Raw genomic sequence first — 23,695 nt, forward strand, 5'->3', positions numbered from 1 at the left:
CCCAGGTCCGCAGCGTCCCTCTCCACGACGGAGCGATCGCGGACTCCGCTGTCCTCCGGGCCGTCGCCCACGCTCGGCGACGTGGCCCGCCACGCCGTGAGCCGGGCAGTCTCCTGCACCCGCCGATAGGGGGCCGGGCCGCGCCGGTACGGCACCTGTTCCGCGGCCCAGCGCTGCCGCGCAAGGGCCTCCGCCCTGTCGAGGGCCGTCTGGAGTTCCGTCACGCGCTGCTGGAGCTCCTGGACCCGCTTCTCCAACTCGATGATGTGTTTGATGCCGGCCAAGGAGACGCCCTCGTCCTGCGAGAGTTCGTACACGTGGCGCAGCAGTTCGATGTCCCGGGCCGAGTAACGGCGGCCCCGACCGGCTGTGCGGTCGGGGGAGACCAGGCCCAGACGGTCGTACTGACGCAGCGTCTGGGGGTGCAGACCGGAGAGCTGGGCCGCCACCGAGAGGACGTAGACAGGCTTCTCCTCGGTCAGCTCGTGAGGGTCACGCCGTTGGTCGCTCATGCTCCCCTCCTCTCCGCTCCGTCGTCGTCGGCCCGACCGGACCGTTCACCGTCCAAGGGAAACGGCAAGTGAGGACCTACCTCATGCTCCAAGGCCTTACGCGCATGGGAAAGGTGTACCCGTACACTTCCTGCGCTCATCCCCAGCACCTCGGCGATCTCGTCCCGCGGCATCAGCAGCAACCACGCCATCCTCGCCACCTCCCGCCGCTTGGGAGGCATGCCCCTGATCACAGCCGCGCACTTGTCCAGGGCGAGGCGTGCGAGCACAGCCTGCTCCGGGGGCGCTGCCGGCACCTCGTACAGCATCCGCACCTGCGAGCTCACGGCACGGGCACGGCCCTGCCGTCGCAGTTCGTCGGTCCGCTGGTTTCGGCACACGGCCCACAGCCACCTCCGCTGGCGCTCCAGGTCCCACGTGCCGACCCTCTCCCAGTTCTCGATCGCCGCCCTGAAGGCGCTCATCACGAGATCGCGAGGGGCAGAGATGCCCGCCTGCGACCCCTGAGGGAGGTGGGAGGCGAGCCGTCGGAGCGGTTCGTAGCACGCATCGAACAGGGCCGTCACCCGATCCTGTTCCTCACGGCTCAGTCGCCGCCCGGCCACACGTCACCGCCTTCGACGTGCGGGCGGAACAGGGCTGCCGACCCGGATGCGCATCCCCGGCCCCCCGATACCCGGCTCCTGCTCGACCACGCTGCCCGGCGGTGCCTGCCGCAGGATCGCCAGCAAGGTGCGGCGGCGCTGCCACTCGCCGAGCACGACCCCGATCAACACCAACACTCCCCACGCCGGAAGCACACCCCACGGGAGACCGCCCATGGCCACGACCGGCACGAGCGGTGCCAAGCCGAGGACAGGCACTAGCTGTTGCTTCTTCACGCCGAAGAAGTCGACTGGCACGCCGAAGCGTTAAAAACAGTAGCCCGTGCCGGACCGCGTGGCCGCCGGAACGGGGGAGCGAGCAGGGGAAGAGCGCGGCCCCGTACCCGGGGCGTCTCGCCACCCCCGTCGGTCCGCGGCGCGCGTCTCCTCAGGCCGCCACCGGGGGCGCCCCAGGCAAGGCCGGGTCGCGGCTGCCCGACGGGAGGCTCACCGCGGGCGCCACCCGGGCGGTGTCCCACGGCCGTCGCCGTCCCGCCGATCGAGGAGTTCCTTTCACCGGGCGGGCCAAGGCCAGCTACGGTCTTGATCATGAAATGGTCAAGACCATGGTCGCGAAGACGGCCCGTCGCCGTCCTCACCGCACTGGCCTCCGCCGCCTCGCTGCTCGGCCTCGCTACCGCGCAGCCGGCGGCGGCGAGCGGTACCGAGCCCTCCGGCGCGGCGAGCCTCGGCGTCCAGCAGGTCCTCTTCCGATCCGGAACCGCCGGATACGGCTGCTTCCGCATACCCACCCTGACGACCACGAAGAACGGCACCCTCCTCGCGTTCGCCGAGGCCAGGACCTCCCCGTCGTGCGCCGATCGCGGCCCCATCGACCTCGTGATGCGCCGCTCCACCAACGAGGGCCGCACCTGGTCCCCGATCCGGGTCGTCACCTCCGGCCGGGCGAGCACCGCCGGACCCGCACAGGTGCGGGGCAACCCCTCGCCCGTCGCCGACGTGCTGGAGGACAAGAAGGGCGCCGTCTTCCTCTTCTCCAACTCCGAGCCCGCGGTCCCCGGCGGCACCCGTATGTCCTGGGTGCAGCGGAGCGACGACGACGGCCTCACCTTCCAGGCGCCCACGGCCGTCCCGCGCCTGACGACCGGCAAGGGATGGTTCGGCACCGGGCCCTCCCACGGCATCCAGATCCTGAAGAAGGACCATCCGCACGAGGGACGGCTGGTCGTCGGCGCGTACGAGACCGTGAACGGGGACGACCAGCGCGTCGGCGTCCTCTACAGCGACGACCGGGGCGCGACCTGGAACAGCAGCCTCACCGAGGACTCGTTCCTGCGGGCCAAGGAGGTCACCGGCATATCGACGGCGCCCGATCCCCAGCGGCCCAGCTGGGGCCCGGAGTCTCCCGTGGCGAAGCCCGGAGAGCCCGTGGTCGCCGAACTCGCCGACGGCGGCGTCTACGTCAGCGCCCGCAGCCCCTACGACGTACGCGTCGACGCGACGCTGCCGGCCACGTACGAGGCCCGGCACCGCATGCACGTCACCGCCACCGAGGCGGTCGACCCCGCCGACGGCAAGACCAAGGTCAAGGTGCCCGCACTGGGGTTCACCAAGGGCTGGGTGGGCCCCGACGTCCAGGTGTCGGTCCTCGCCCCGCGCAAGACCTACCGGACCGCGCCCGGCGACCTGCTCCTGATGTCCGGTCCCGCGAACGCGGACCTGCGCCAGGAGATGAGGATCCGCTACTCCACGGACGACGGGGCGACCTGGCAGAACGCTCCGGGCGGCCAGGTCAGCAAGGTCCTCGGTGACCGGGCGGGCTACTCCGACATGGCGGAGCTCTCGGCCGGTGACATCGGCATGGTCTACGAGGGCGGCACGTCCTTCTCCGCCCAGCACATCTACTTCAACCGCTTCACGGTGGACCAGCTCGGCCTTCCCGTCACGCTCGCGGCCAAGGGGTCCAGCCTGCCGCAACAGGCGCCCGCCGCCGGGCGGACCACGCCCGACACGACCGTCGAGGCGAACGACGCGTACCTCGGCAACGGTGCCTCCTCCGGAACGGGAGGCGAGTTCGGGGCCGTGACGTTCGGCCAGGGGCTGAAGCTCGACGGAGGCGCGGGCGGCACGAAGGGCCACGCCGACCTCCCGTGGACGGCCTCGCTCAACGGTGGCTCGGGGGACATGACGTACTCGCTGTTCTTCAGGTACGACGCGACGTCCGCCTCCCCGCAGCAGGCCCTCATGTGGGCGTACGGCGTCGGCGATCCGAAGCAGCAGGTGTGGGCCCGGGTGCAGCCGCAGCAGAACCGGGTCATGGCGCGCGTGGAGGGAGACAAGGGCGCGGTGACACTGACCGTCGACGCCCCGCTCGCGAAACTGGCCACGCCGGCGTTCGGTGACGGTGCCTGGCACCACCTGGTGCTCACCCGCAAGGGCGCCGAGATCAAGCTCGGCGTCGACGGGCTCCCCCCGGCCGTCAGGTCCTTCGACGTCGGCCGGCTCGCGCCCTGGCGCAAGGACGACGTCCAGGGCATCCGCCTCGGCGACAAGCTCGACACCGGTAGCGCCGACGCCGACGCCAACGACGGATTCACCGGCACCCTCGACGAGTTCCGCGTCTACCGCGAGGCAGTAGATCAGACACAGTGGTCGGCGCTGCGCGGCGCCCAGCCGGAGAACGTGGCCCCTGGCTCGCTGAAGGCCCACCTGCCCTTCGAGGTCGTCGACACCGCCGGGTCCGCGTCGCTCACGAACGTCCGCATCCAGGACGACGTCTCCGGCCAGTGTGCCGACGGCACCCTGCTCGGCGACCAGAACCCGGAGAGCGCACAGGTCCCGGGACGCGTCGGCGGAGGCGCCCTCGCCGTCTCCCCGGCCCTTCCGGGCGTGGAGGTGCCCTACGTCCCCGCTGTGGACAACGGGGCCGGGGACTTCACCTTCGCCTTCTGGTTCCACTACGACTCCGCGGTGAACGCCCAGGGCGCCACGCTGCTGTCGGCGTACGGCTCCACCGACGGCAAGCCGCTGCTGTCCGTCGGCGCGAAGCCGTCGACGAACCGACTGACCGCCCGCGCGGCCACCACTTCCGCCTCCGCCACCATCGAACTGGAGGACACGAAGGCCGGCAAGGCGTTCGGCGACAAGGCCTGGCACCTGCTGACCCTGACCCGCGTCGGCGACACCCTGACGATGCGCGTCGACGCCGGAGCCCCCGCGAGCGCGACGGGCGTCACGGGCTCCTTCACGGACGGGATCGCCGCCCCCGAGGGCATCAGGATCGCCTCGAAGTCCGACGGCACCGGGGTCCTCACCGGGCAGCTCGACGACTTCCGCTTCTACAAGCGGGCGCTGAGCGACGTGGAACGGGCCGACATCCTCGACACGACCACCGGGGGCTGGAGCCCGCCGCTGAGCCCCGCCCCCACCCTCTGGTGGACCATGGAAGGCGGCAACACCGAGCAGCACCTCGTGATGAGGCCCGCCGACGATCCCGCCGCGCGCAGCACCTTCGACGCCTCGTCGCAGTGCAACAACGCCGTCGTGCGCGGCGCCACCGTCACGGACGCGGACGGCAGGTTCGGCCGCGGCCTCGGCTTCGACGGGACGAACGACTCCGTGGAGCTCCCCTACGGCGAGGCGGAGGCGCTCGGGGACGGCAACTTCACCCTGGCGACCTGGGTCCGCTACCAGGCGGCCGAGAACGGTGAGCCGGTGCTGGTCAGGGCGTACGGGGTCGGGAGCACCGAACGCCAACTGTGGATCCGTGCGAGGCCCGACAAGAACGACATCATCGCCCACGTCCAGACGGACCGGGGGATCACCAGCCTGGTGGCGAAGGCCCCCGAGAACACGGTGTTCGGCGACGGCACCTGGAGGCACGTGGTCCTGCGTCGCGACGCGGGGACGCTGACGCTGTCGATCGGTGACGGGACCCGGCTCCTGACGACCGCGGAAGGCGCCGTGGCCGGCTCCCTCACCTACCAGGACGGCTTCGACGTCCAGGGCTTCCTCCTGGGAACCCGTCCGGACGCACAGCCCAAGGACTGGTTCCACGGCTCGATGGACGAGTTCCTGCTGGTCCGCAGGGCCCTGTCGGACACCGACATCGAGAAGGGCGACAAGCCGCTGCCCGTGGACGGCTCCACGGTGGCCCGCCTGCCCTTCGACACCATCACCCCGAAGGGGACGCACGTCCGTCTGTGACGGGCGCAGTGCCCACGGCCGGATGTGAGGCGTACGCCTGGATGTGACGCGTACGCCCGGACGTGACGCGTACGCCCTTGGGGGCGTGTACGTCTGGACGTGAGGCGCAGGTCCGCGTCGGCCAGACCGGTGTCCGTGGAGGCCGTCTTCCCGGAGCTGGCCTCCTACCGGGGCCGGACGACCCGCCTGCATCCCCGGCCGGGAAGGCCCGGCATGCGCGACAGCCACGTCGGCGGGCCGATGCTGTGGCCGTACGGCGAGCCGTGGCCGGTCTGCCACGAGCCGCACCAACCCGAGACCGAGGGGTACGCGCCGGACGAGATCCGCAAGGCCCGGGCCGCGGGCGTATGGCCGCGGAGCCGGCCGTGGACCGGCGCCGGCGCTCCCGGAGCGGACGGACCGGTGCCGTTCGTGGGACTCGCCCAGTTCTTCCGCCGTGACGTCCCAGGCCTGGCGGCCGGGCCTGACGGCGCGGACCTGGTGCAGCTCTTCCGCTGCCCGTTCACGCGCTCGCACAGCTGGATGCCGCTGGAGGACCGAGACCCGCCGCAACGGGGGAAGGCCTCGATCCTGGGCGGTCCATCCGTGGCCCGGCCCATGCGCCTCCGATTCGGCCAGGACAGGGACCTGCACGTCTTCACGTGCCCGGCCGACCCCGCGCACCCGCCCCGATGGGTGCTCTCCTGAGCGGCTTGCGCAGCCACGCACCGGACACCGGCTGACCTCGGGCTCGTACGGCGCCGCCGTGGTGCGCAGCCCCGTACGGCGAAAGCGTGGGGACCGGACCGAGGTTCCCCGTCCCGGCGCCGTCGCTCCTCGGGATGTGCCGGGGGCCTCCCCGGCAGCCAGGGCCCCTGCGAGGATGCCCGTCATGGAACGAGCACTGACGCGACAGGAAGCCTCGGACGCGGTGAGCGACCACGGATGGCGCCTTCTGCTGGGCACGTTGCGGACGTCCGTTTCGGTCGGGTCGCTGGCCATGGCAACGGAAGTGGCGGCCACTGCCGTCACCGCATGCGGTGACAGAGCCGACCGGCACCTTCACATCGACCTCCGGCCCCGAAAGGTCGTCCTCACCCTGCGGTCGTCGGCCGACGTCGCGGTGACCGACCGCGACATCGAGCTCGCGCACCGGATCTCCACTGCCGTCACGGGGAAGGGGCTGAGGACCGAACCCGACATCGGCGCCGGGGCGCCGCGTTCGGTGCAGCTCCTGGAGATCGCGATCGACGCACTCGACATCGCCGCGATCCGGCCGTTCTGGCGGGCGGTCCTGGGCTACTCCGATGAGCCGGGTGCCGATGGGCCGCGCGATCCGCTCGTCGATCACCTCGGGCAGGGGCCGGCGGTCTGGTTCCAGCAGATGGAACGCGCGCGTCCGCAGCGCAACCGCATGCACGTCGACGTCAGCGTTCCGCACGACGAGGCGCCCCGCCGGATCGAGGCCGCGCTGGCTGCCGGTGGCCGAATCGTCTCCGCGGCCCGTGCCCCGGCCTTCTGGGTACTCGCCGACCCGGAAGGCAACGAGGCCTGCGTGTCCACCTGGCAGGGCCGGGACGGCTGACCGCGCCGCCCCGCCCGACCGGCACCGTACCGTTGCGGCGGTTGCTGGTGCCGGACAACTGCTCGCTGCGCTGAGGAAGGTCCTTTACCGTGCGCCGGAACGGGACGGCGCGCGTTCTCGCAGGCTGAGGTGCCGTGTCCCGGCAGTCGCACCTCTACGCGGGGCCCGTGCCCTTGAGGACGTTCTCCAGAGGCTCCAGGTTCTCGGACCACCGCCACAGCTCCTCGCGCCCGATCAGCCGCACCCGCTGCCCCTCGTCCGCCCACACCTTCGCTCCGCCCGTGATCTTCCCGTTGGTCACGATGACGGGCAGCGTCGAGGGGTGCGTGGCCATCGCTCCGCCGTAGAGGTGCTGTGCGACCGGCTGGCCCACCGAGCCCGTGCCGCCGGTGAAGTGCTTCGCCTGCACCATGACGTACCGCCCGAGCGGGTCGGCGGCGAGGACGTCCGCGCCCATGTCGCCGGCACCGCCACCGGACCGGATGATGCGGTAGCCGTCCCGGTCCAACAACGCGCCGATCAGCTTCTCGAACTCGGAGTGGTGCAACGCGTCGACGACCGTCATGTCCATCCCCGCGGGCGGCTTGAGCACCGGACCCTCCAGCGCCTCGTTCGCGAACCCCCACAGCACCTCGCACCGGTTGAGCACCTGGCTGTAGAGGGACCGGACGGCGGTCGTGTGCTCGGCGAAGCGCGCCAGGAAGACCTCGGTCGGCCCGAAGTAGCGACCGTCTCCTGCCCGAAGCAGGGGCGAAGAGGCGTACTCGAACGTCTGCTGGATCTCGCCGAGGATGTCCCACTCGGCCGTGATCCGGAAGTCGGCGCCCATCATCTGCTCGTACAGCAGAGCGGCCCCTTCACGTCGACGGAGCGACCTCATGTCGAGGTCGCACAGCTCGGCCAGGGCGTCGCCGAGATCGCCGTGCACGCGGTTGAGGATGTCGTGGCAAGCCAGAACCTCCGACAGCATGGTGCGCTCCGCTTCGACGCGGCGCAGAACGAGAACCGGCTCGCCGTGCACGCCCGACATGCTTCCCGTGTGCCGCTGCAGAGTGGAGGAGACGCGCGACAGCTTGTCGCGCAGCTCCTCCAGACGCGACCGTAAGCCCTCCTCGCCGCCCTCCATGCCCGGAATCACGTGAGGTACGACCGGGTCCTTCACCCGTCTCCTTGCCCCCGCCGACCTCACCGTCGCGTCGCTGCTCAAGTCCCCTCCCAGAGTTGTGCCGTGCTGCCCAAGATCGTAAGCGTGACCGAGGACGACAGCATCGACGCGTGCGTCGCAGCGATGTCTTTCGGACGGACCGAACGGACCGGACGGACCGAACGGACCGGACGGACCGAACGGACCGAAGGGGCCCACACGCCGGATCACTGACCGGAGTGGATTGCCGCTGTCGCTGGGTGTACCCGGCCCGCGGCGAGGGAGGCGGCGATGGCGCGGGCTATCCGATCGGTTCCGCCTGTGCCTTCTTCACGAACGTGCGGATCATGGAGTCGATCTCCTTGGGGAAGGCCGCCCCGTCTCCGATGGGCCCGTACTGGAACGTGAGGACGAACCTGCCGGCGCGGACGATCATGTAGCTCACCTTGCTGCGGCTGACCGTGATCTCGCGCACGAAGTGGACGCGAGCGTCGCCGAGGGCAGCCATGGGCGTCTCCTTGAGCGGCCCGAGGGAGTAGGGGTCCACCTGCAGCTTGCTGACACTCTCCTGGTAATGGGATTCCGCGTCTGCGGTGGAGCCGCAGGCATCGGCTCGGAAACTCGCGATGTCGTCGTAGCTGCCTGACTTCGTGTAGGTGACGCGTCCGACGTCGCAGAACTGTTCCGGCGTCATTTCGGGGGACAGGCGGTACTCCAGCCACGACGGCACTTCGCCCTCACGGGGGAGTACCTCGATGGCTTCCGCCTGCGTGTTGAACCGGGGCTCGGTCGGGCTGGTTGTGGTCTCCGTGGCGGCATCGCTGGTCGCGCTTTCGGTCGGCGCCGGTCCCTCGAGCGGGCCCGTCGAGGCGCTGTCGTGCGAGGCACCGGGAGAGGCGGCGTTGCGAGAGGAGTCGTCGGAGGTGACGATCTGCACGACTCCGTAGGTGCCGAGGGAGACCAGCGCCAGGACGAGCACCAACGCGACGGCGAGGACCGCCCGGCCTCCTGAGGTGTTGTTGACCGTCAGTGGCCCGAGCGTGATCTGGCTACGGGACACCCGGCCGCCGTTGATCACCACACTTCCGGTGGTCTGCGTCGTCGTCTGTGTCGAGCGGGAGGTCAACTGCACCTGCAGCCGGTCTCTCCACTCCGGATCGGCTTCGATTTCCTCACGCAGTACATCCTGGGCTTCCTCGCGCACGCCCGGCGCGGCCGGGTCGTCATCGAGCCGCTCAAGGGCCACACGCCCACGGTCGGTGGTTCGCAGCCGGGAGCGTACCGCCTCGGCGACCACCGCCCCCATGCCTTCCCCGAGACCCGTAGCCGCCCCCGTCGCCGTCGCGATCACCACACTCACTGCAGCCACTGCAAGCTCTGCCGCTTCCACGGCACCCCCTATCCCCCGCAAACTTCGGAGGCTCATCCTCAGCCCCCCGCCCCTCGACAGGTCAGGCCTCTATCGGCCATCTTCCCTTGGAACATGGCGAGTTAAGAGACCCTCCGAGGCTTCCTTCGTCGGCGAGGACGACAATCCCCACCTCACGACGCCGGGTCCGACGACTGGCCGCTTCCGCGGCTCGCGACGGGCAAGGCCCCCGCGTCAGGAATCCCGGATCGCCCGGTCGATCTCCGCGCCGGTACGGGCCACGACGACGGGCCACTCGTCCTTCACGGCGGCAGGCAGATTCTCGCGGTCCTCCTTCCGTCGGATCGCGGTCGGCCCGCCCGGTACGACGAGTACGGCATCCAGTTCTCGAAGCAGGGCGGCCAGGAGGTCCATGATTCCGCCCCCTCCGAAGCGGTTGAAGGTGATGCCGGTCGGGCTGTCGAAGGACCCACTCGCTTCCTCGCCCTCCGCAGTACTCACGAGCAGGAAGTCCGTCTCGGGCGGTCCGACGCCTTCCGGCCTCGGCGAGGACCGCCGCCCTGGCTCCCTCTATAAGGTCGTTGATCTGTCGGCCCGTCATGGTCGGGCAGGTGCCGAGGTCAGCCCACGACCACCGTTTCCTCTTCGTTCCACTGGACACCCCGGAGGTCGGCCCCGGTCAGGTTCGTGCCCTGCCTGTTGGAGCCCGCGAGGCGTGCGCCGCTCAGGTCCGCGCCGGACAGGTCGGCCCCGCGCAGATCGGCGCCTCTCAGATCTGTCCGCGCGAGATACGCCCCGTGCAGGTGCGCGCCGCGCAGGTCAACACCTCGGAGATCAGCCGCGCTGAAGAACGCCTCCTGGGCCTGGATCTCAGCGAGACGCACTCTGCGCATGTCGTTGCCGAAGAAGGTGGCTGCCGACAGATTCGCTCCGCGCAGGTCGGCTCCGCCCAGGACGGCACCGCTGAAATCCGACTCGCGCAGGTCGGCCTCGCGCAGATCCGCCCCGCCCAGGAGTGCCTGGCCGAGACCCGCGTGGACCAGGGAGGCGTTACGTAGATCGGATCCGGTGAGGTCGGCCCGCAGGAGATTCGCCCGGTACACGGGGCTGCGCAGGACGAGGCCTTCGGAACGTACTTCGTGAAGGTCCTGCTTGGCGCGGTCGAGGTCGCCCATATCGGCCAGGCCGCGCAGGTTGACGAAGCGTAGCTGGAGCCGCGTGGTGTCCGTGCCGTCGACGGGCCGGTTGGCCAGCACGGTCACGGCCGCCTGGAGGTCCACGGGGAGGGGTTGGGGGACGCCGGTGCCGTTGCCGTTGCCGGCGCCCTGCGCCTGATCGGCGGGCAGTCGGGCATGCGCACGGACGTACGCGGCGATCACGGACAGGCCCGTGGCCTGGTCGCGTGGCGAGTCGCGCATGATGCGTTCCAGGGCGTAGATGCCGCCCACCCGCACGTCCGCGGAGTCGGAGCCCAGGCTGGCGACAGCAGCGGTGTACCGGCCGGTGATCTGGGCCTCGCGGCTGATCCGCAGCTCCTCCTTCGTCTGCCCGACGGAGACCCACGTGAACAGCACCGCGACCACCGCGGCCAGACCGGGCAGAGCAGCGACCAGCAGCCCCGCCCAGACCCGCTGCTCCGACCGGCCGCCACCGCGGCGCCCGCCGAACATGCCCAGGCGCCGGCGACGACGGCGCTCCGCCGCCCGCCGATGGGCGGCTCGGTCCAGCCGCCGCACGGCAGCGCTTCTGATGCCGGATGATGTTCCCACGCACGCATTTCAACCCACGCATAGCCGGACCGCATCACCGACAGGCCGCCACGACGTGAAGGACGGGAGTGGTGCCACAACCTCACTGCAGGCGGTTTCCGCACCGGTCGAATCGGCGGACGGCCGACGAGGGACCCACCGGAGTGGACGCCGCCCGAGCCGCAGGCGATATGACGCTGCGTCTCGGAGCGGGGGGATCGGCGGACCTTCGCTCGTCCCGGACGGTCAGTCGGCGAGGGCGGCGGTGAAGAGCCAGCCCGTGCTGCGGAGGCGGACCGCGTCGCCGGTCTCGTGAGCACCGAGCCCCTCGGTCAGGCGGCTACGCGCGAGGGCCTGAGCGGCAGGATCGACCGAACTGAGGAGGTGCCGGCCCGGGCCGGAGTCGAGGAGGAAGTCCGCCGCCTCCTGGGCGGTGCGGCCCCAGGTCCCGTGCGCCTGGATGTGTTCGGCGTGCACGTTCCGCAGCCCCGCCGTACGGAGCAGGCCGATTGCGGTGCCGGGGTCGGCCAGGGAGAACATGCCCGGCCCGTCAGGGGCTCCGAAGTCGCCGATCGGCAGGATGTCCTCGAGCGCGGTGAGAGCCGTCAGCCACTCGTTCCCTTCGGGCTCCGCCGCGCTCAGGAAGGCGATGCGCCCACCCGGGCGCAGGGCGGAGACGATGTTGGCGAACGCGGCGGCTGGGTCGGAGAAGAACATGATGCCGAAGCGGCTCATCGCGACGTCGAAGGCGGCTCGCGGCAGGCCGTGGATCTGGGCGTCGGCGTGCGTGAATGAAATGTTGGTGATGCCTTCTTCGGCGGCGACCGCACGGGCCTGCTCGAGCATGGGGCCGGAGAGGTCGAGGCCGGTGGCGTGGCCCTGCCCTGCGAGGCGGGCGGCCAGGCGTGTGGTCGCGCCCGCGCCGCAGCCTACGTCGAGAACGTGCTCGCCGGGCCGGATCGACGCGGCCGTCAGCAGTGGCTCGTTGAAGCCGGCGTTGACGGCGTTCCAGCGGTCGTGGTGCGCGGCCCAGTGCGCGCCTTCGTAGCCGTTCCATGCCTGCGCCTGGGCGGTGTTGGCGGTCTGCTGCATGCGGAAGGACCTCCTGTGGAGTGGCGACAGCCCTAGAATGGGCGTGCGCCCAAAGAGTATGGGCGACTGCCCATACATGCAATGTCCTTACCTATGGAGGAAGTTGATGTCTCCGCGCGGAGTGGCCATCGAAGGGCTGCGGGAGCGGTTGTTCGCTGCGGCAGAGCGCGTCCTGGCCCGCGACGGGGCCGCTGCGCTGACCAGCCGGGCCGTCACCGAGGAGGCCGAGTGCGCCAAGGGGGTGCTGCACACGCACTTCGCCGGGCTGGACGAGTTCGTCGCCGAACTCGTCCTGTACCGGTTCGGGGCGGCAGCGGCGCGGTCGGCCGAGCTGCCCTCCCGAGCGGGTACCGGGTCGGTGGGGGAGAACCTCGCGGATGCGGCCTCCGCGGTTCTGTCCCTGGACCCAGGGTTGGTGGGGCTGGCGGTGACCCGGCCGCTGGCGGCCCAGCGCGTCCGGGAGGCATGGCAGGCCGGCGCCCCGGGGTTCGCCGCGATCCAGGAGGCGATCAGTGGCTACTTGCGGGCGGAGCAGGAGCTCGGGAGGGTCGCGACGCCGTTGGATGTGGAGTCGGTGGCGCTCGCGCTCGTAGGAACGCTGCACCACCTCCTGATGACCGGCTCGGCCGATGCGGAGCCGGGTCCTCAGGCGCAGGTCGAGCGGCTCGTCCGCGCGCTGATCCGTACGGCGTGACTCGGGGGGTGGGTCACTTCAAGGGGAATCCCACGCTGGTCAGGAAGTTCCTGGTCTCCTGGACGACATAGCGGTCGTGGAGTTGTCGGGAGATGTCCCGGGCAGCTGTCCAGGACTTGCCCGCTTCCTCTTCCCTGCCGGTGTCGCGTTGGGCCAGGCCCAGGATCAGGAGGGCTGCCACCTGCCCCTCTGGGTCGTGGGCGGAGTGGGCGAGGGCGTGTGCGGACTGGGCGGCATGTGCCGCCCCGGTGGGGAGGCCCAGTCGGTATCGAGCGTTGGCGAGAGTGCTGAAGGCACGGCCGGCGGCGCCCGTGCGCTTCGCGTTCCGCAGAAGAGGGGCGGCCCGCTCGGCGAACTGCGCCGCCTTCCCGTGGTTGTCCAGCAGGAGATAGGCATGCGCCATGCCCGCGAGGTCCTCCCCCTGACCGGCCTCGTCGCCGAGTGTCTCGGCGATGCTCGATGCGTGACGCCAGGAGTCGACGGCTCGTGAATAGGACCCGGAATCGAAGCATTCGCGGGCCAGCTCTCTCAGCAGACGTGCCTGTGTGCTGGGATCACGGATGCGCTCGTATGCCCGTACCGTCAGGGCGTACGTGGCGGCCACCGCGGGCAAGGTGTCGATTCTCCAGCGCTCCCGCGCGTACTGCCCCTTCATGCGGGCCGCTGGCCCGCCGGCCGCCAGTTGCGCGGCCAGGAGGGAGAGCGACTCGCACACGGCACGCCATGATCCGGCCTCTTCCGCCTCCAGACCTCGGGGGATCTGGGCGAGCGTGCGTCGTGCCGTGTCGCGGACCTCGTCCGCGGGGACCTCGCCGTACGAAGCGGCCCGCAGCCTCTTGAGGGTTGCCTGAATGTCGGCGAGTGCCCGCTCCTGCGGGCTGCTGGCGACGACGGCCGTCCGGGTCGGCTCCGGGTCCGGCAGCCCGGCTCCTCCGAAAGCGTCCTGGAGGCCGCGTTCGAGAACGACCCGGGCGATCTCCCTACGACGCGCGTCCACGAGGGGACCCTCGTGCCCGCCGAGCAGGCGCTCGCTCTCCGCGACGGCCTCGACGGCGTGCTCGAGGAGCAGCCGGCAACGCTCGGGCTCCGCTTCGCGTGCTTCCTGGATGACGAGGTGCTGGAAACGGAGCAGGGTCTTCGCCGCCTCGGCGGCCAGTGCCGCACGGCCGGTGGCCTCTCGGGCGAGCGCCACCTGGTGCAGCGCCCGGGATCTTCCCGTGTGGTCCTGCGCCTCTTTGGCGTGCCGGACGGCCGACGTCGCTGCGGCCTCCCATTCGGTGGTCTGTCCGCGATGGGCGTGCAACGCGACCAGTCCTTCCTGAATGCGCAGGGCGGCGTCGTCGTCGTTGAAGGTGACGGCCATCGAGATCGCGGCTTGGAGGTTGGGGTGTTCCCGGTCGAACCAGGCCAGTGCTTCGGCCGAGGTGCGGAAGGCACCGGTGCGGGTGCCGGTGTCGAGGGTGTCCATGGCGGCGGCGGTCAGGAAGATGTAATGGTCGAGGAGTCGGCGTGAGGCTCTGTCCTGGTTGTCGTTCAACCGGCCGAGGAGTTCGATCGCGTAGGCGCGCATGAGGTCGTGCTGTCGCCAGAGGCCCGGCCCCGCGCGCTCGACGACGTGGGCGCGGGCCAGCTCGCGGATCAGCTGCGCCGCCTCGTCGGTGGTCACGCCGGCGAGGCCGGCGGCGGCGTCCGTGGCGGTATGGGGCCCGGGGTTGAGGGGCAGCAGACGGAAGAGTCTGGCCTGTTGCGGCGTGAGCTGTTGGTAGGAGAGCTCGAAGGCGGCCCGCACGGCCCGCTCACCGTCGTCCAGAATGTCGAGCCTTCTGTGCGCGCGGGCGAGTTCGTCCGCGAGCGCGCCGGGCGTCTGGTACGGGTCACGGTCGATGAGGGCGGTGGCGATGTGCAGTGCCAGTGGCAGGTGTCCGCACAGACGGCACAGGCGCTCGGTGCCCTCGGCGTCGTCCTGGGCGCGGGTGTCGTCAGGATTGAGGAAGGCGAGCTGTTCCTGGACCAGGGAGCGGGCGTCGATCGGCGTGAGCGTGCCGAGTTCGAGGGTGCGGGCCCCTCGGGTGGCCAGGGTGTGCCGCGAGGTGACGAGGGCGCGGTGCGCCCGGGAACGGGGCAGGAGATCGGAGATCTGCGCATTGCTGGAGGCGTTGTCGAGAACCAGCAGGACCGGGCGGCCGGCGGTGGCACGGTCGGCGAGCAGCCGGTGGTACTGAGCCGCCTGGCTGGCGACGGTGGCGTCGATGGGGTCTTGCAGTCCGAGGGCGTGCAGCAGGGGCGCGAAGACGTGCTGGGGCATGACGTGGTCGGCGGGGTCGGGTGCGTAGCCGTTGAGGTCGACGAACACGGCACCACCCGGATACCAGCCCCGCGCCACGGCCTCGGAGGCGCAGGAGCGTGCGAGGGCGGTCTTGCCGATGCCGGCGAGCCCCGCGACCGACGAGACGACGACCATGCTGGTGGCGCCGTGGGTGGGATCGAGCACGGCCAGGACGTCCAGCGTCTCGGGGCCACGACCGACGAAGACCTCCGCCGTGGCCTGGCCGGTCGGCAGGACGGGTTCGACCACGCCCAGAGGCCCTGCCTGCCCTGAGTGATGATGGATCTCGGACAGGTGGAGGTCACGAGCAGCCTGGTAGACGCGGCCACCGGCCTCCGCCGACGCCTCCAGGTAGACGGGTGACTGCGAAGCCGTGCCCGCGGGCGGCTGGGCATGCGGGCCAGGCGACGACAGGGGGAACGTCGGCCGTGGCGGTTGCTCAGCCGCTTCCGACGCCACCTGCGACCACCGGGCCCGTCAGTGCTCGGTGATGGTCATGTCGCGCCCGGCCTGGTAGACCCTGCCGCTGTCCGTGGCGTGGGCCTCCAGGTGCTGGGAGTTGACGACCGGGTCGTCGCCGGTGGCGCCCCGGGCGGTGATCTCGTCGGCAAGCTCGGCCAGTTGGCGGGTGAGTTCGGCGGTCAGGCCCGCGTTCGCGAGGAGCAGGTCACGCAGCCGCAGTTGCCACAGCTGGGCCATGGCCTCACCGACCTCGGGATTCTCCTGACCGTCACCGACGAGGGTGTGGAGACGTGCCAGATCCTCGCCGACCTCTTCCGCGCGCTCGGGGTGCACGCGCCGCCACAAGGCAACCACGCCGTCCCGCGCCTGCTGCCAGGCGTCGGTGGCCATGGCGCCGACGAGAGCGGTGCCGGCCAGGCCCGCCACAGTGATCGGATCCAATGTGTCCCCCCTCGATCCCCGCACGACCGGTGCGCGAAGGACAGAATAGGGCCCGGGAGCCCGATGTGACTCGACTATGCGAGACCCGACGGCAGGGGAGGGGGCCTCAGTTGCGTGGCTCCGCTGCCGGGGGATCCGCCGGACCAGGGTCCCGAGTCGGAGATCCGTCGCCGGCCTGGGGGAGTCCCCGGGCCGGCGACCGGACGAAGACCACCGACGAGCACGGCGGCAAGGCAGCAGCTCGCCGCCGACGAACCTCCGACTCGGGTTTCTAGCGTCCCGCTCCCGCCCCGATCCGCTCACGCTCGACCGCGGCCTCGTCCGTCCGCTGGTCGGCCTGGCGGTCGCGCCGCACCGGCCACCAGATGCCCCGCCCCAGGAGCACAGCGGCCGACGGCACCAGGAGCAGGGACAGGACGAAGGCGGACAGCAGGATGCCCAGTGCCGTGGCGAACCCGATCTGCTGGGTGGACGGCTCCGCGTTCACCGCGAGGCTGCCGAAGGAGGCTGCGAGGACCACCCCCGCCGTCGCGATCGCCGGCGCCGTGTGCCGCACCGCGCGCGCCACGGCTTCACGTACCGAGCCTTCCCGGGCCATCTCCTCGCGCAGCCGGTCGCTGATGAGGATGTTGTAGTCGGTGCCGAGGGCCACCACGAACAGGAACAGCACGAGCGGCAGGACGAAGTTCACGCCCGGCTCGCCGCCGAGGTGCTGGAAGACCAGTGCCGAGGCACCGAAGGTCGCCGCGAAGCACAGCCCGACCGCGAGCATCAGGACGAGTGGGGCGAGCAGGCTCCGCAGCAGCACCAGCAGGATCAGCGCGATCAGTGCTGCCGCGACCGGGAAAACGGTCCGCAGGTCCTCGTCCACCGCGGTCGCCACATCGGCGAACACGGCCGCCGTGCCGCCGACGTGGGCGGTCAGCCCGGCCGGCGTCGCTTCCCGTGCGGCCGTGCGCACCGGCCCCGCCACGAGGTCGCGGGCCTGCCCGCTCTGCGCGTCCGCCGTCAGGTACGTGTCCAGCCGCGCGGCGGTGCGATCGGCGTTGAAGACGGGGGAGCTCACCTTGCCCACGCCCTCCACGCGGGCCAGCGCCTTCGGCAGGCCACCCAGCGAGGCCGTGTCCAGGGTGTGGCCGTCCTCGGCGGTGACGTACACCGTCGTCGGGTCGGACACTCCCGGCGGCAGCGCGCGGGCGATCTCCCGCGCCGTCGCCGAGGCCGCCGTCTCCCGCGAGGTCCCGCCGGAGCTGAAGTCCATGTGCACACCCTTCACGCCGACCGCGAGCGCGCCGAGCAGGGCGACCGACGCGACGAGCACCAGCAGGGGGCGACGCGCCACCAGTGCTCCGGTGCGCCCGGCCGGACCGGGGCGCTCGCTCTTCGTCAGGCTCCGCGACGGCCAGAACATCCGCCGCCCCGCCACCGCGAGCAGAGCCGGCATCAGGGTCAGGCTCGCGAACAGCATCACCAGCACCGACACGGCGACCGAGGGCCCGAGCACACGGAACTGGCCGAACGTCGCCACACCCAGTGTCGCGAAGGCAGCCACGATCGTCAGCGCGGCCGACGTCACCGCGGTGCCGACCCGGCCTGCCACATGGGCGGCCACCGCTCGATGGTCCGCCTCCGGGCTCCGGCGCAGTTCCTCGCGGAAGCGGAACAGCAGGAACAGGAAGTAGTCGACGCCGATGCCGATCAGGACCGTGCCGATCAGACTAGGAGTGCCAGGGTCGAGGTCGAATCCCGTCAGCAGAGCGGCTCCCACGACCGTTCCGGCCGCCGCGCCGCCCACCACGGACACCGCGAACAGCGGGACGAACGCGGCCAGGACGCTGCGGAACACCAACACGTTGATCAGTACGATCAGCCCGACCATCACCAGACCGACCACCGTCTGCGTGCTCTTCTCCGCGTCCGCGCGGTCCACCACGTCCGCCACGCCCCCGGTGAACCCCGTGCGCAGCCCGGCGTCGTCGAACTCCTGCTCGGCGCGGTCGTGGAAAACCCGGTACAGAGCATGCATCCCCGGGTCGGTCGTATTGCCCCGCAGCCGCGCGCTCAACAGCATGAACGACCCGTCCGGCGCGGTCATCGCCGGTGCGACCGAGGGGACCTGGGAGTAGTCCCTGGAAAGTCCCGGTATCTGTTCCTCGATCCGTGGCATCTTCATGTGCTCGACACTCAGCCGGCGCGCCACCTCGCTCACCCGGCGCCGGTCCGCGTCCGCCAGCGGCCTGCCGTCGCGCCGGGCCACCAGCACCGTCACCGTGCCGGCGTCGGGCTTCGCGCCGAACTTCTCCTCGGCGACCCGCAGGGCCGCGGCCGAGTCGTACTCCGCGGGCAGGAAGCCCGCGCTGTCGGTCTGCGTCACACGGAAGACCAGCACCTGGCCCATGATGGACACGAAGATGCCGACCACCGCCCACAAGGCGATGACCCGCCAAGGTCTACGGGTCGAGAATCCGGTCAGGGCGCGAATCACGGGAGTCCTCCGGTGCGAGTGCGAGTGCCAGTACGCATACGAGTACGAGTACGAGCGCGCGTACGTGTGGGACGTACGCGCACGGGTGGGCACGGCGCCGCGGCGATCGGGCGGCGTGCCCCGTACCGGGCAGCTCCCGGTACCCGTCCAGGACATCAGGCGTGAGCGGCCGGGACCTCGACGCCGAGAACGAGAAGACGTCTGGGAGCACGGGCCCCCGCCACCCCAGGACTGGGAGCCTGCTCCCAGTCCCCGCTCGCCCCCGCTCCCGATCCGGAGCCGCTCCCCACGCTGACACAATGGGGCACATGACGGACAAGCCGCAGATCAGCACGCCACTGCGGCGGACTCGAGGCAAGCGCACAGGGGGCGACATGAAGCCGGGCCAGGACACCACGCGCCCGGGCCGGATACCGGACGCCGTGGACCGGTGGCGCATCGGCGCCCGCCGACGGCGCCGGGGCCCCGGACTGTGGAGCCGGCATGACGGGCTCGTCGCCGTCGGCGCCGCGGCCGTCGACCTCGTCGGCTTCACGGTGACCAGTCAGATGGACCAGGGGCACGTCCCTCCGGCGGGCTGCCTCGTCGTGGCCGCCGCCGCCATGCCGCTGCTCGCCCGCCGCGTCGCCCCGCTGCGCGTCCTGGCCGCAGTCCTGGCCGTGAACCTCGCGCTCAACTGGTTCAGCGCCGTCGGCCAGCACTACGGCGCCGCCACCGTGGTGGCGCTCTTCACCGTCGTACGCCACCACCGGGCCTCCATCAGCGCCCTGGCCGTCACCGGCTGCGTCGCGGTGCTCCACTTCGTCCACCCGGCCCTGCCCGCGCCGTCCCTGCTCGACTTCGCCGGCAACGCCACGTCCGCGCTGTTCGTCGTCGGCGCAGCCGTCGTCGTCGACCGCTGGCAGCGCAACGCGGAGACCCACCGGCGTCTCCTCGCCGACCGCGCCGTCGCCGACGAGCGCCGCCGCATCGCCCGCGAACTGCATGACATCGTCGCCCACCACCTCACCACCATGCAGCTCCTCGCCGGCGGCGCCCGCGCCAACCTCGACCGGTCGCCGGAGACCGCCCGCGAGGCCCTCGTCACGTTGGAGGGATCAGGCCGTACCGCCCTCCACGAGATGCGGCACCTGCTCGACGTGCTGCGCGCCGGAGACGAGAAGGACGAGGGCGAGGCCGTCGTGCCGCAGCCCGGCATCGGCGACCTCGACCGCATCGTCGAGGACAGCCGCCGCGCCGGCCTGCCCACCACCCTCACCACCGACGGCGACCCGAGGTCGCTGCCGCCCAGCGTCGCCCTCGCCGTCTTCCGCATCGTGCAGGAAGCCCTGACCAACGCCCGCAAGCACGCCGGCCGCGGCGCGAAAGTGGACGTCCGACTCACCTACGCGCCCCATGAGGTGCGCGTCAGCGTCAGCGACGACGGCCGCTCTCCCGACCACCACCTCGCCGCCCGCGGCTCCGGCTACGGCCTCATGGGCATGCGCGAGCGCGTCGCGCTGCACGGCGGCACCCTGCACGCCGGACCGGGGGACAGCGGCTTCACCGTCCGCGCCCGGCTGCCCCTGCCCACCCACCACCAGGAGGCGTACGCGTGACCCCGCCCGTCAAGGTCCTGATTGCCGACGACCAGCCCCTCGTCCGCCGCGGCCTCGCCCTGATGCTCGCCCCGGAACCGGACTTCCACGTCGTCGCCGAGGCCGCCGACGGCGCCGAAGCGCTACGCCTGGCCCATGAGCACCGCCCCGACGTGGTCATCATGGACATCCGGATGCCGGTCCTCGACGGCATCGCCGCCACCGAACGCCTCGCCGCGGAACTCCCCGGCTGCCGGGTCCTCGCTCTGAGCACCTTCGACATGGACGAACACGTCGTGGCCGCCCTGCGTGCCGGGGCCTGCGGGTTCCTGCCCAAGGACATCTCGCCCGAGGACCTCGTCGCCGCCCTGCACGTGGTCCGCGACGGTGAGGCGATTCTCGCCCCCCGACTCCTCACCCGCCTGATCTCCCGACACGTCACCGCGCCCACCCCTCACCCGGCACCCGCGGCGCCCACGCACACCGACGGGCTCACGCCGCGCGAGCGGGAGGTGTGGCGGCTGATCGCCACCGGCCTCGACAACGCGGAGATCGCCGACCGGCTCGGCGTCAGCCCCTCCACCGTCAAGAACCACATCACCGGTCTTTTCGCCAGGCTGTCCGTCCGCGACCGGGCCCAGGCGGTCATCGCCGCGTACGAGACGGGGCTGGTGACGGCCCGGCGGGAGGTGTGACCGCACGGACGCGTCGCGGGGGACACTCCTGCGAGTGCGAGGCCTGAGGGGTCGGGCCACCGGGCACAGCGAGGGGGGCACGGTGCCTGCGGGCGTCCGTGCACGCACTGACCGGGCGGCCCTCGGACCTCGCCGGGCCGTCGCTGCTCGTCAGGGGGTCTCGCACGTGGGGTCGTCGACGGCGGTCACGGTGTAGGGCGGGCGGCCGGGCGGCTGGTCCAGCTGGCTGTTGACCACGTAGAGGCGGCAGCCGTGGCGGGCGAGGGTGGTCGGCAGGTCGAAGGGCTTCCCCGTGATGCGATGGGTGACCGTGCCCGTGCGCAGGTCGTCGTCCAGCTCGGCGATGTAGACGCCGTGCGGGGCGCCGTAGTTGAGCACGGCGTAGAGCGTGTTCCCGCGCAGGACCATGCCGTCGGGGCCGAAGGACTCCTCGCCCAGGCGGAGTTGCTCGACCTGCTTGTCGGCCGTGCCGATTCGCCAGACGGCCTCGGTCCCGTTGGACGCCACCAGCAGGGCGGTCCCGTCCTCGTTCGCGACGATGCCGTTCAACAGCCAGTACTGTGCCGGGAACTGCGGGAACGCGCCGCGTATGTCGAGCCAGGGCTCCAGCGGACCCAGAGCGCCGTTCCGGACCACCGCCCGGTGGATCACGGGGTTGGCCCAGTCGGTCACGTACACGGCGTCCTTCGTCACGACCAGGTCGTTGAGGTCCGGCGCACCGAGCGGTCCGGCGACAGCGGTGCGGGTGGCGAGCAGCCGGCCGTGGCGGTCGTGGACGGTCAGGGTCGCGCCGCCCACGGAGAGGACGCGTCCCCGGCGGTCCGTGTGGACACCGAGCGAGCTGGGGCGGTCCTCGAGGCCGTGCGCGGGGAAGGGACGCAGGGCCGGGTCGCCGATGTGGCCGCGGTAGAGGGCGCCGGTGCCGTCGGAGGAGACGTACATCGTGCCGTCCCGGGCGATGGTGATCCCCTCAGGCAGCACACCGGGCTCCCGGGACACCACGTAGGTGTCGGGCAGCTCCCGGGCCTCGGCCGAGCCCGGTGCCGCGCACAGGGCGGTGAGCAGGGCCGTGGCGGCGAGGCAGGTGGTTCGGACATGACTGCGGCGCATCGATGAATTCCTCCGGTGAGGTGGGTGCGGGCCGGTCTCCGAGCGGACCGTTCGACGGACAATCGGAGCCTGACGTCTCGTTCCGCGGAACGCACTGCCTTTCACCCCTGTGCGAAAGGGTCCGAGGGCCCGATAATCGGTCGCCGTGATCCGCTTGCACTTCACCTCCGCCGACCTCCGCCAGATCACCCTCGCCCCCACGGCCAACGCGCTTTCGGAGACGGCCCTGAGCCTTCGCCTGCGCCCCGCACACGCTCCACGCGGCGCCGGCAGGCTGCACCCGGCCGTGGAGCAGTGGCGCCGGTCCCTGGACGCGGGCGGCACCGCGCGGGCGGGCGTCCTGGCCGGGCTGGTCGGCGAGCGAGCCTTCGTACCGGACTTCCTCCTGCAGCCCGCGGAACACGACTTCGAGGACGCGCTCGAGCTCGCCGCCTCCACTCCGACGGCGCGGTTGGCGATCGATCTCGGGATCCCGGACGCCTCCGGCTGGAACGGCGGCCTGGCCAACCCCGGCAGGTACGCCCACGAGCTCGCCCAAGGCGCACCGGCCGCACGGCATGCCCTGGTGAGCGACGCGCGCCGCTACTTCGACGCGTCGATCGGCCCGCTGTGGCCGCGCATTCGCAGGGACGCCCTGACCGATCGCGCGTTGCGGGCCGAGATGCTGCTGCGCGGGGGTGTCGACGCCCTGCTGACCACCCTGGGCACGACGTGGCGATGGCAGCCGCCCACGCTGCATCTGCCCTCGCCGTCCACGTACGACATTCCGCTGTGCGGCCGCGGGCTGCTGCTCGTGCCCTCGTGGTTCGCCACCGGCCCCCTGGTGATGTACCGCCCCGAGGCGGCGACGGTCCTCGTCTACCCCATGTGTCACGGAAAAGGGGCGGACCACCGGCCGGAGGCCCTCGGGGCATTGCTCGGCCGGACCCGGGCGAACGTGCTCGCGCTGCTGCGCATCCCCGCCACCACCACGACGCTCGCCGATCGCGCCGGAGTCTCCCTCGCCGCGGCCAGTCAGCACGCGGCCGTCCTGCGCGGCGCGGGGCTGATCGACACCGTACGGACCGGCACCGCCGTGCTCCACAGCCTCACACCGCTGGGACACTCCCTGCTGGCCGGGACCTGAGCCAGGCCTGCGGGGCCCTTCCGCTTCGGCCCGACGGCCCGTCCATGGGGCAGGCGCGTCAAGGCGACGGGCCGCTGAGTATCGGATGCACTACCTCAAGTAGCGGGGAATGCCGGGGTGGCTGACGGTGGGCCATGTCGCCGCGTACGAAGAGCCGACAGCCAGTCAGCCGGCGCGGGCGACGAAAGGAAGACATCGATGCGCTCTGCCCGCATTCTCATCGCTGCGACCGCTGCCGCCGGCACTCTGGCGCTCGCCGCACCGCTCTCCTACGCCAGCACCGCAGGGGACTGGGACAAGGACGACTCCTCCCACAGCCAGGCGCGCGAGCCCGGCAAGCCGCACGGCGGTATGCACACGGGCTCGGGTGGGCTTGCCCTGGTCGGCGGTGAGGACTGGTCGAAGGACAAGGACAAGGACTGGTCGAAGGAGAAGGGCAAGGACAAGCCGCACGGCGGTATGCACACGGGCTCGGGTGGGCTTGCCCTGGTCGGCGGTGAGGACTGGTCGAAGGAGAAGGACAAGGACTGGTCGAAGGA

The 23,695-nt window shown here is 71.6% G+C and carries 18 protein-coding genes and 2 pseudogenes; 8 read left to right on the top strand and 12 right to left on the bottom strand.

Annotated elements, in window-relative coordinates; genetic code table 11:
- Positions 1–86: 86 nt before the first annotated feature.
- The 3 genes and pseudogenes from AB0M16_RS20225 to AB0M16_RS20235 all read right to left on the bottom strand — a co-directional run.
- Positions 87–512: pseudogene (locus AB0M16_RS20225) on the bottom strand (helix-turn-helix transcriptional regulator); the annotation flags it as partial.
- Complete coding sequence (locus AB0M16_RS20230; protein WP_365344687.1) at positions 509–1,078, bottom strand: sigma-70 family RNA polymerase sigma factor; 570 nt, start codon at positions 1,076–1,078, stop codon at positions 509–511. The pseudogene AB0M16_RS20225 and the gene AB0M16_RS20230, both read right to left, overlap by 4 nt.
- A gap of 42 nt (positions 1,079–1,120) precedes the next feature.
- Positions 1,121–1,414: a hypothetical protein gene (locus tag AB0M16_RS20235; protein ID WP_365344689.1), complete on the bottom strand. Its 294-nt coding sequence runs from the start codon at positions 1,412–1,414 to the stop codon at positions 1,121–1,123.
- A gap of 291 nt (positions 1,415–1,705) precedes the next feature.
- Here AB0M16_RS20235 and AB0M16_RS20240 point away from each other — a divergent pair, with 291 nt between their 5' ends.
- From AB0M16_RS20240 to AB0M16_RS20250, 3 genes are all read left to right on the top strand, one after another.
- On the top strand, positions 1,706–5,323 hold the full coding sequence (locus AB0M16_RS20240; RefSeq protein ID WP_365344691.1) for a LamG-like jellyroll fold domain-containing protein: 3,618 nt from the start codon (positions 1,706–1,708) through the stop codon (positions 5,321–5,323).
- Between the two features lie 213 nt (positions 5,324–5,536).
- Positions 5,537–6,010: a hypothetical protein gene (locus tag AB0M16_RS20245; RefSeq protein ID WP_365344692.1), complete on the top strand. Its 474-nt coding sequence runs from the start codon at positions 5,537–5,539 to the stop codon at positions 6,008–6,010.
- Positions 6,011–6,194: 184 nt separating this feature from the next.
- Complete coding sequence (locus tag AB0M16_RS20250) at positions 6,195–6,887, top strand: VOC family protein (protein ID WP_365344694.1); 693 nt, start codon at positions 6,195–6,197, stop codon at positions 6,885–6,887.
- A 154-nt stretch (positions 6,888–7,041) separates the two neighbouring features.
- Here the strand turns inward: AB0M16_RS20250 and AB0M16_RS20255 are convergent, their stop codons facing one another.
- From AB0M16_RS20255 to AB0M16_RS20275, 5 genes are all read right to left on the bottom strand, one after another.
- Complete coding sequence (locus AB0M16_RS20255) at positions 7,042–8,049, bottom strand: restriction endonuclease (RefSeq protein WP_365344696.1); 1,008 nt, start codon at positions 8,047–8,049, stop codon at positions 7,042–7,044.
- A gap of 283 nt (positions 8,050–8,332) precedes the next feature.
- Positions 8,333–9,391: a hypothetical protein gene (locus tag AB0M16_RS20260; RefSeq protein WP_365344698.1), complete on the bottom strand. Its 1,059-nt coding sequence runs from the start codon at positions 9,389–9,391 to the stop codon at positions 8,333–8,335.
- A 243-nt stretch (positions 9,392–9,634) separates the two neighbouring features.
- Complete coding sequence (locus AB0M16_RS20265) at positions 9,635–9,901, bottom strand: hypothetical protein (RefSeq protein ID WP_365344700.1); 267 nt, start codon at positions 9,899–9,901, stop codon at positions 9,635–9,637.
- Between the two features lie 119 nt (positions 9,902–10,020).
- Positions 10,021–11,136 carry a pentapeptide repeat-containing protein gene (locus AB0M16_RS20270; protein WP_365344702.1) on the bottom strand — a complete coding sequence of 372 codons (1,116 nt, stop codon included), beginning with the start codon at positions 11,134–11,136 and terminating at the stop codon, positions 10,021–10,023.
- Between the two features lie 258 nt (positions 11,137–11,394).
- On the bottom strand, positions 11,395–12,240 hold the full coding sequence (locus AB0M16_RS20275) for a methyltransferase domain-containing protein (protein WP_365344704.1): 846 nt from the start codon (positions 12,238–12,240) through the stop codon (positions 11,395–11,397).
- Between the two features lie 106 nt (positions 12,241–12,346).
- Between AB0M16_RS20275 and AB0M16_RS20280 the strand changes: the two genes are divergently transcribed.
- Positions 12,347–12,934: a TetR family transcriptional regulator gene (locus tag AB0M16_RS20280; protein WP_365344706.1), complete on the top strand. Its 588-nt coding sequence runs from the start codon at positions 12,347–12,349 to the stop codon at positions 12,932–12,934.
- 13 nt (positions 12,935–12,947) lie between these two features.
- On the opposite strand, the gene AB0M16_RS20285 is transcribed toward AB0M16_RS20280, so the two are convergent.
- The 3 genes from AB0M16_RS20285 to AB0M16_RS20295 form a co-directional block, all read right to left on the bottom strand.
- Entirely contained in the window at positions 12,948–15,509 is a 2,562-nt protein-coding gene (locus AB0M16_RS20285; protein ID WP_365344707.1) for an ATP-binding protein, read from the bottom strand.
- Between the two features lie 228 nt (positions 15,510–15,737).
- Entirely contained in the window at positions 15,738–16,163 is a 426-nt protein-coding gene (locus tag AB0M16_RS20290; RefSeq protein ID WP_365344709.1) for a hypothetical protein, read from the bottom strand.
- 271 nt (positions 16,164–16,434) lie between these two features.
- Complete coding sequence (locus AB0M16_RS20295) at positions 16,435–18,648, bottom strand: MMPL family transporter (protein WP_365344711.1); 2,214 nt, start codon at positions 18,646–18,648, stop codon at positions 16,435–16,437.
- A 308-nt stretch (positions 18,649–18,956) separates the two neighbouring features.
- Between AB0M16_RS20295 and AB0M16_RS20300 the strand changes: the two genes are divergently transcribed.
- Both AB0M16_RS20300 and AB0M16_RS20305 read left to right on the top strand, forming a co-directional pair.
- Positions 18,957–20,246, top strand: a complete 1,290-nt coding sequence (locus AB0M16_RS20300; protein WP_365344713.1) for a sensor histidine kinase — start codon at positions 18,957–18,959, stop codon at positions 20,244–20,246.
- Positions 20,243–20,920: a response regulator transcription factor gene (locus tag AB0M16_RS20305; protein WP_365344715.1), complete on the top strand. Its 678-nt coding sequence runs from the start codon at positions 20,243–20,245 to the stop codon at positions 20,918–20,920. Before AB0M16_RS20300 ends, AB0M16_RS20305 begins: the two co-directional genes overlap by 4 nt.
- Before the next feature lie 150 nt (positions 20,921–21,070).
- Here the strand turns inward: AB0M16_RS20305 and AB0M16_RS20310 are convergent, their stop codons facing one another.
- The gene (locus AB0M16_RS20310; RefSeq protein ID WP_365344717.1) at positions 21,071–22,030 is read right to left on the bottom strand and encodes a hypothetical protein; all 960 of its coding nucleotides are present in this window, start codon (positions 22,028–22,030) and stop codon (positions 21,071–21,073) included.
- A gap of 145 nt (positions 22,031–22,175) precedes the next feature.
- Here AB0M16_RS20310 and AB0M16_RS20315 point away from each other — a divergent pair, with 145 nt between their 5' ends.
- Together AB0M16_RS20315 and AB0M16_RS20320 are read left to right on the top strand one after the other, a co-directional pair.
- A complete protein-coding gene (locus tag AB0M16_RS20315) occupies positions 22,176–23,156 on the top strand; it encodes a winged helix-turn-helix domain-containing protein (RefSeq protein ID WP_365344719.1) in 981 nt (326 codons plus the stop codon).
- A 198-nt stretch (positions 23,157–23,354) separates the two neighbouring features.
- Positions 23,355–23,695: pseudogene (locus tag AB0M16_RS20320) on the top strand (hypothetical protein); the annotation flags it as partial.

This window comes from Streptomyces sp. NPDC051921, from assembly GCF_040680975.1.
Lineage (GTDB): Bacteria > Actinomycetota > Actinomycetes > Streptomycetales > Streptomycetaceae > Streptomyces.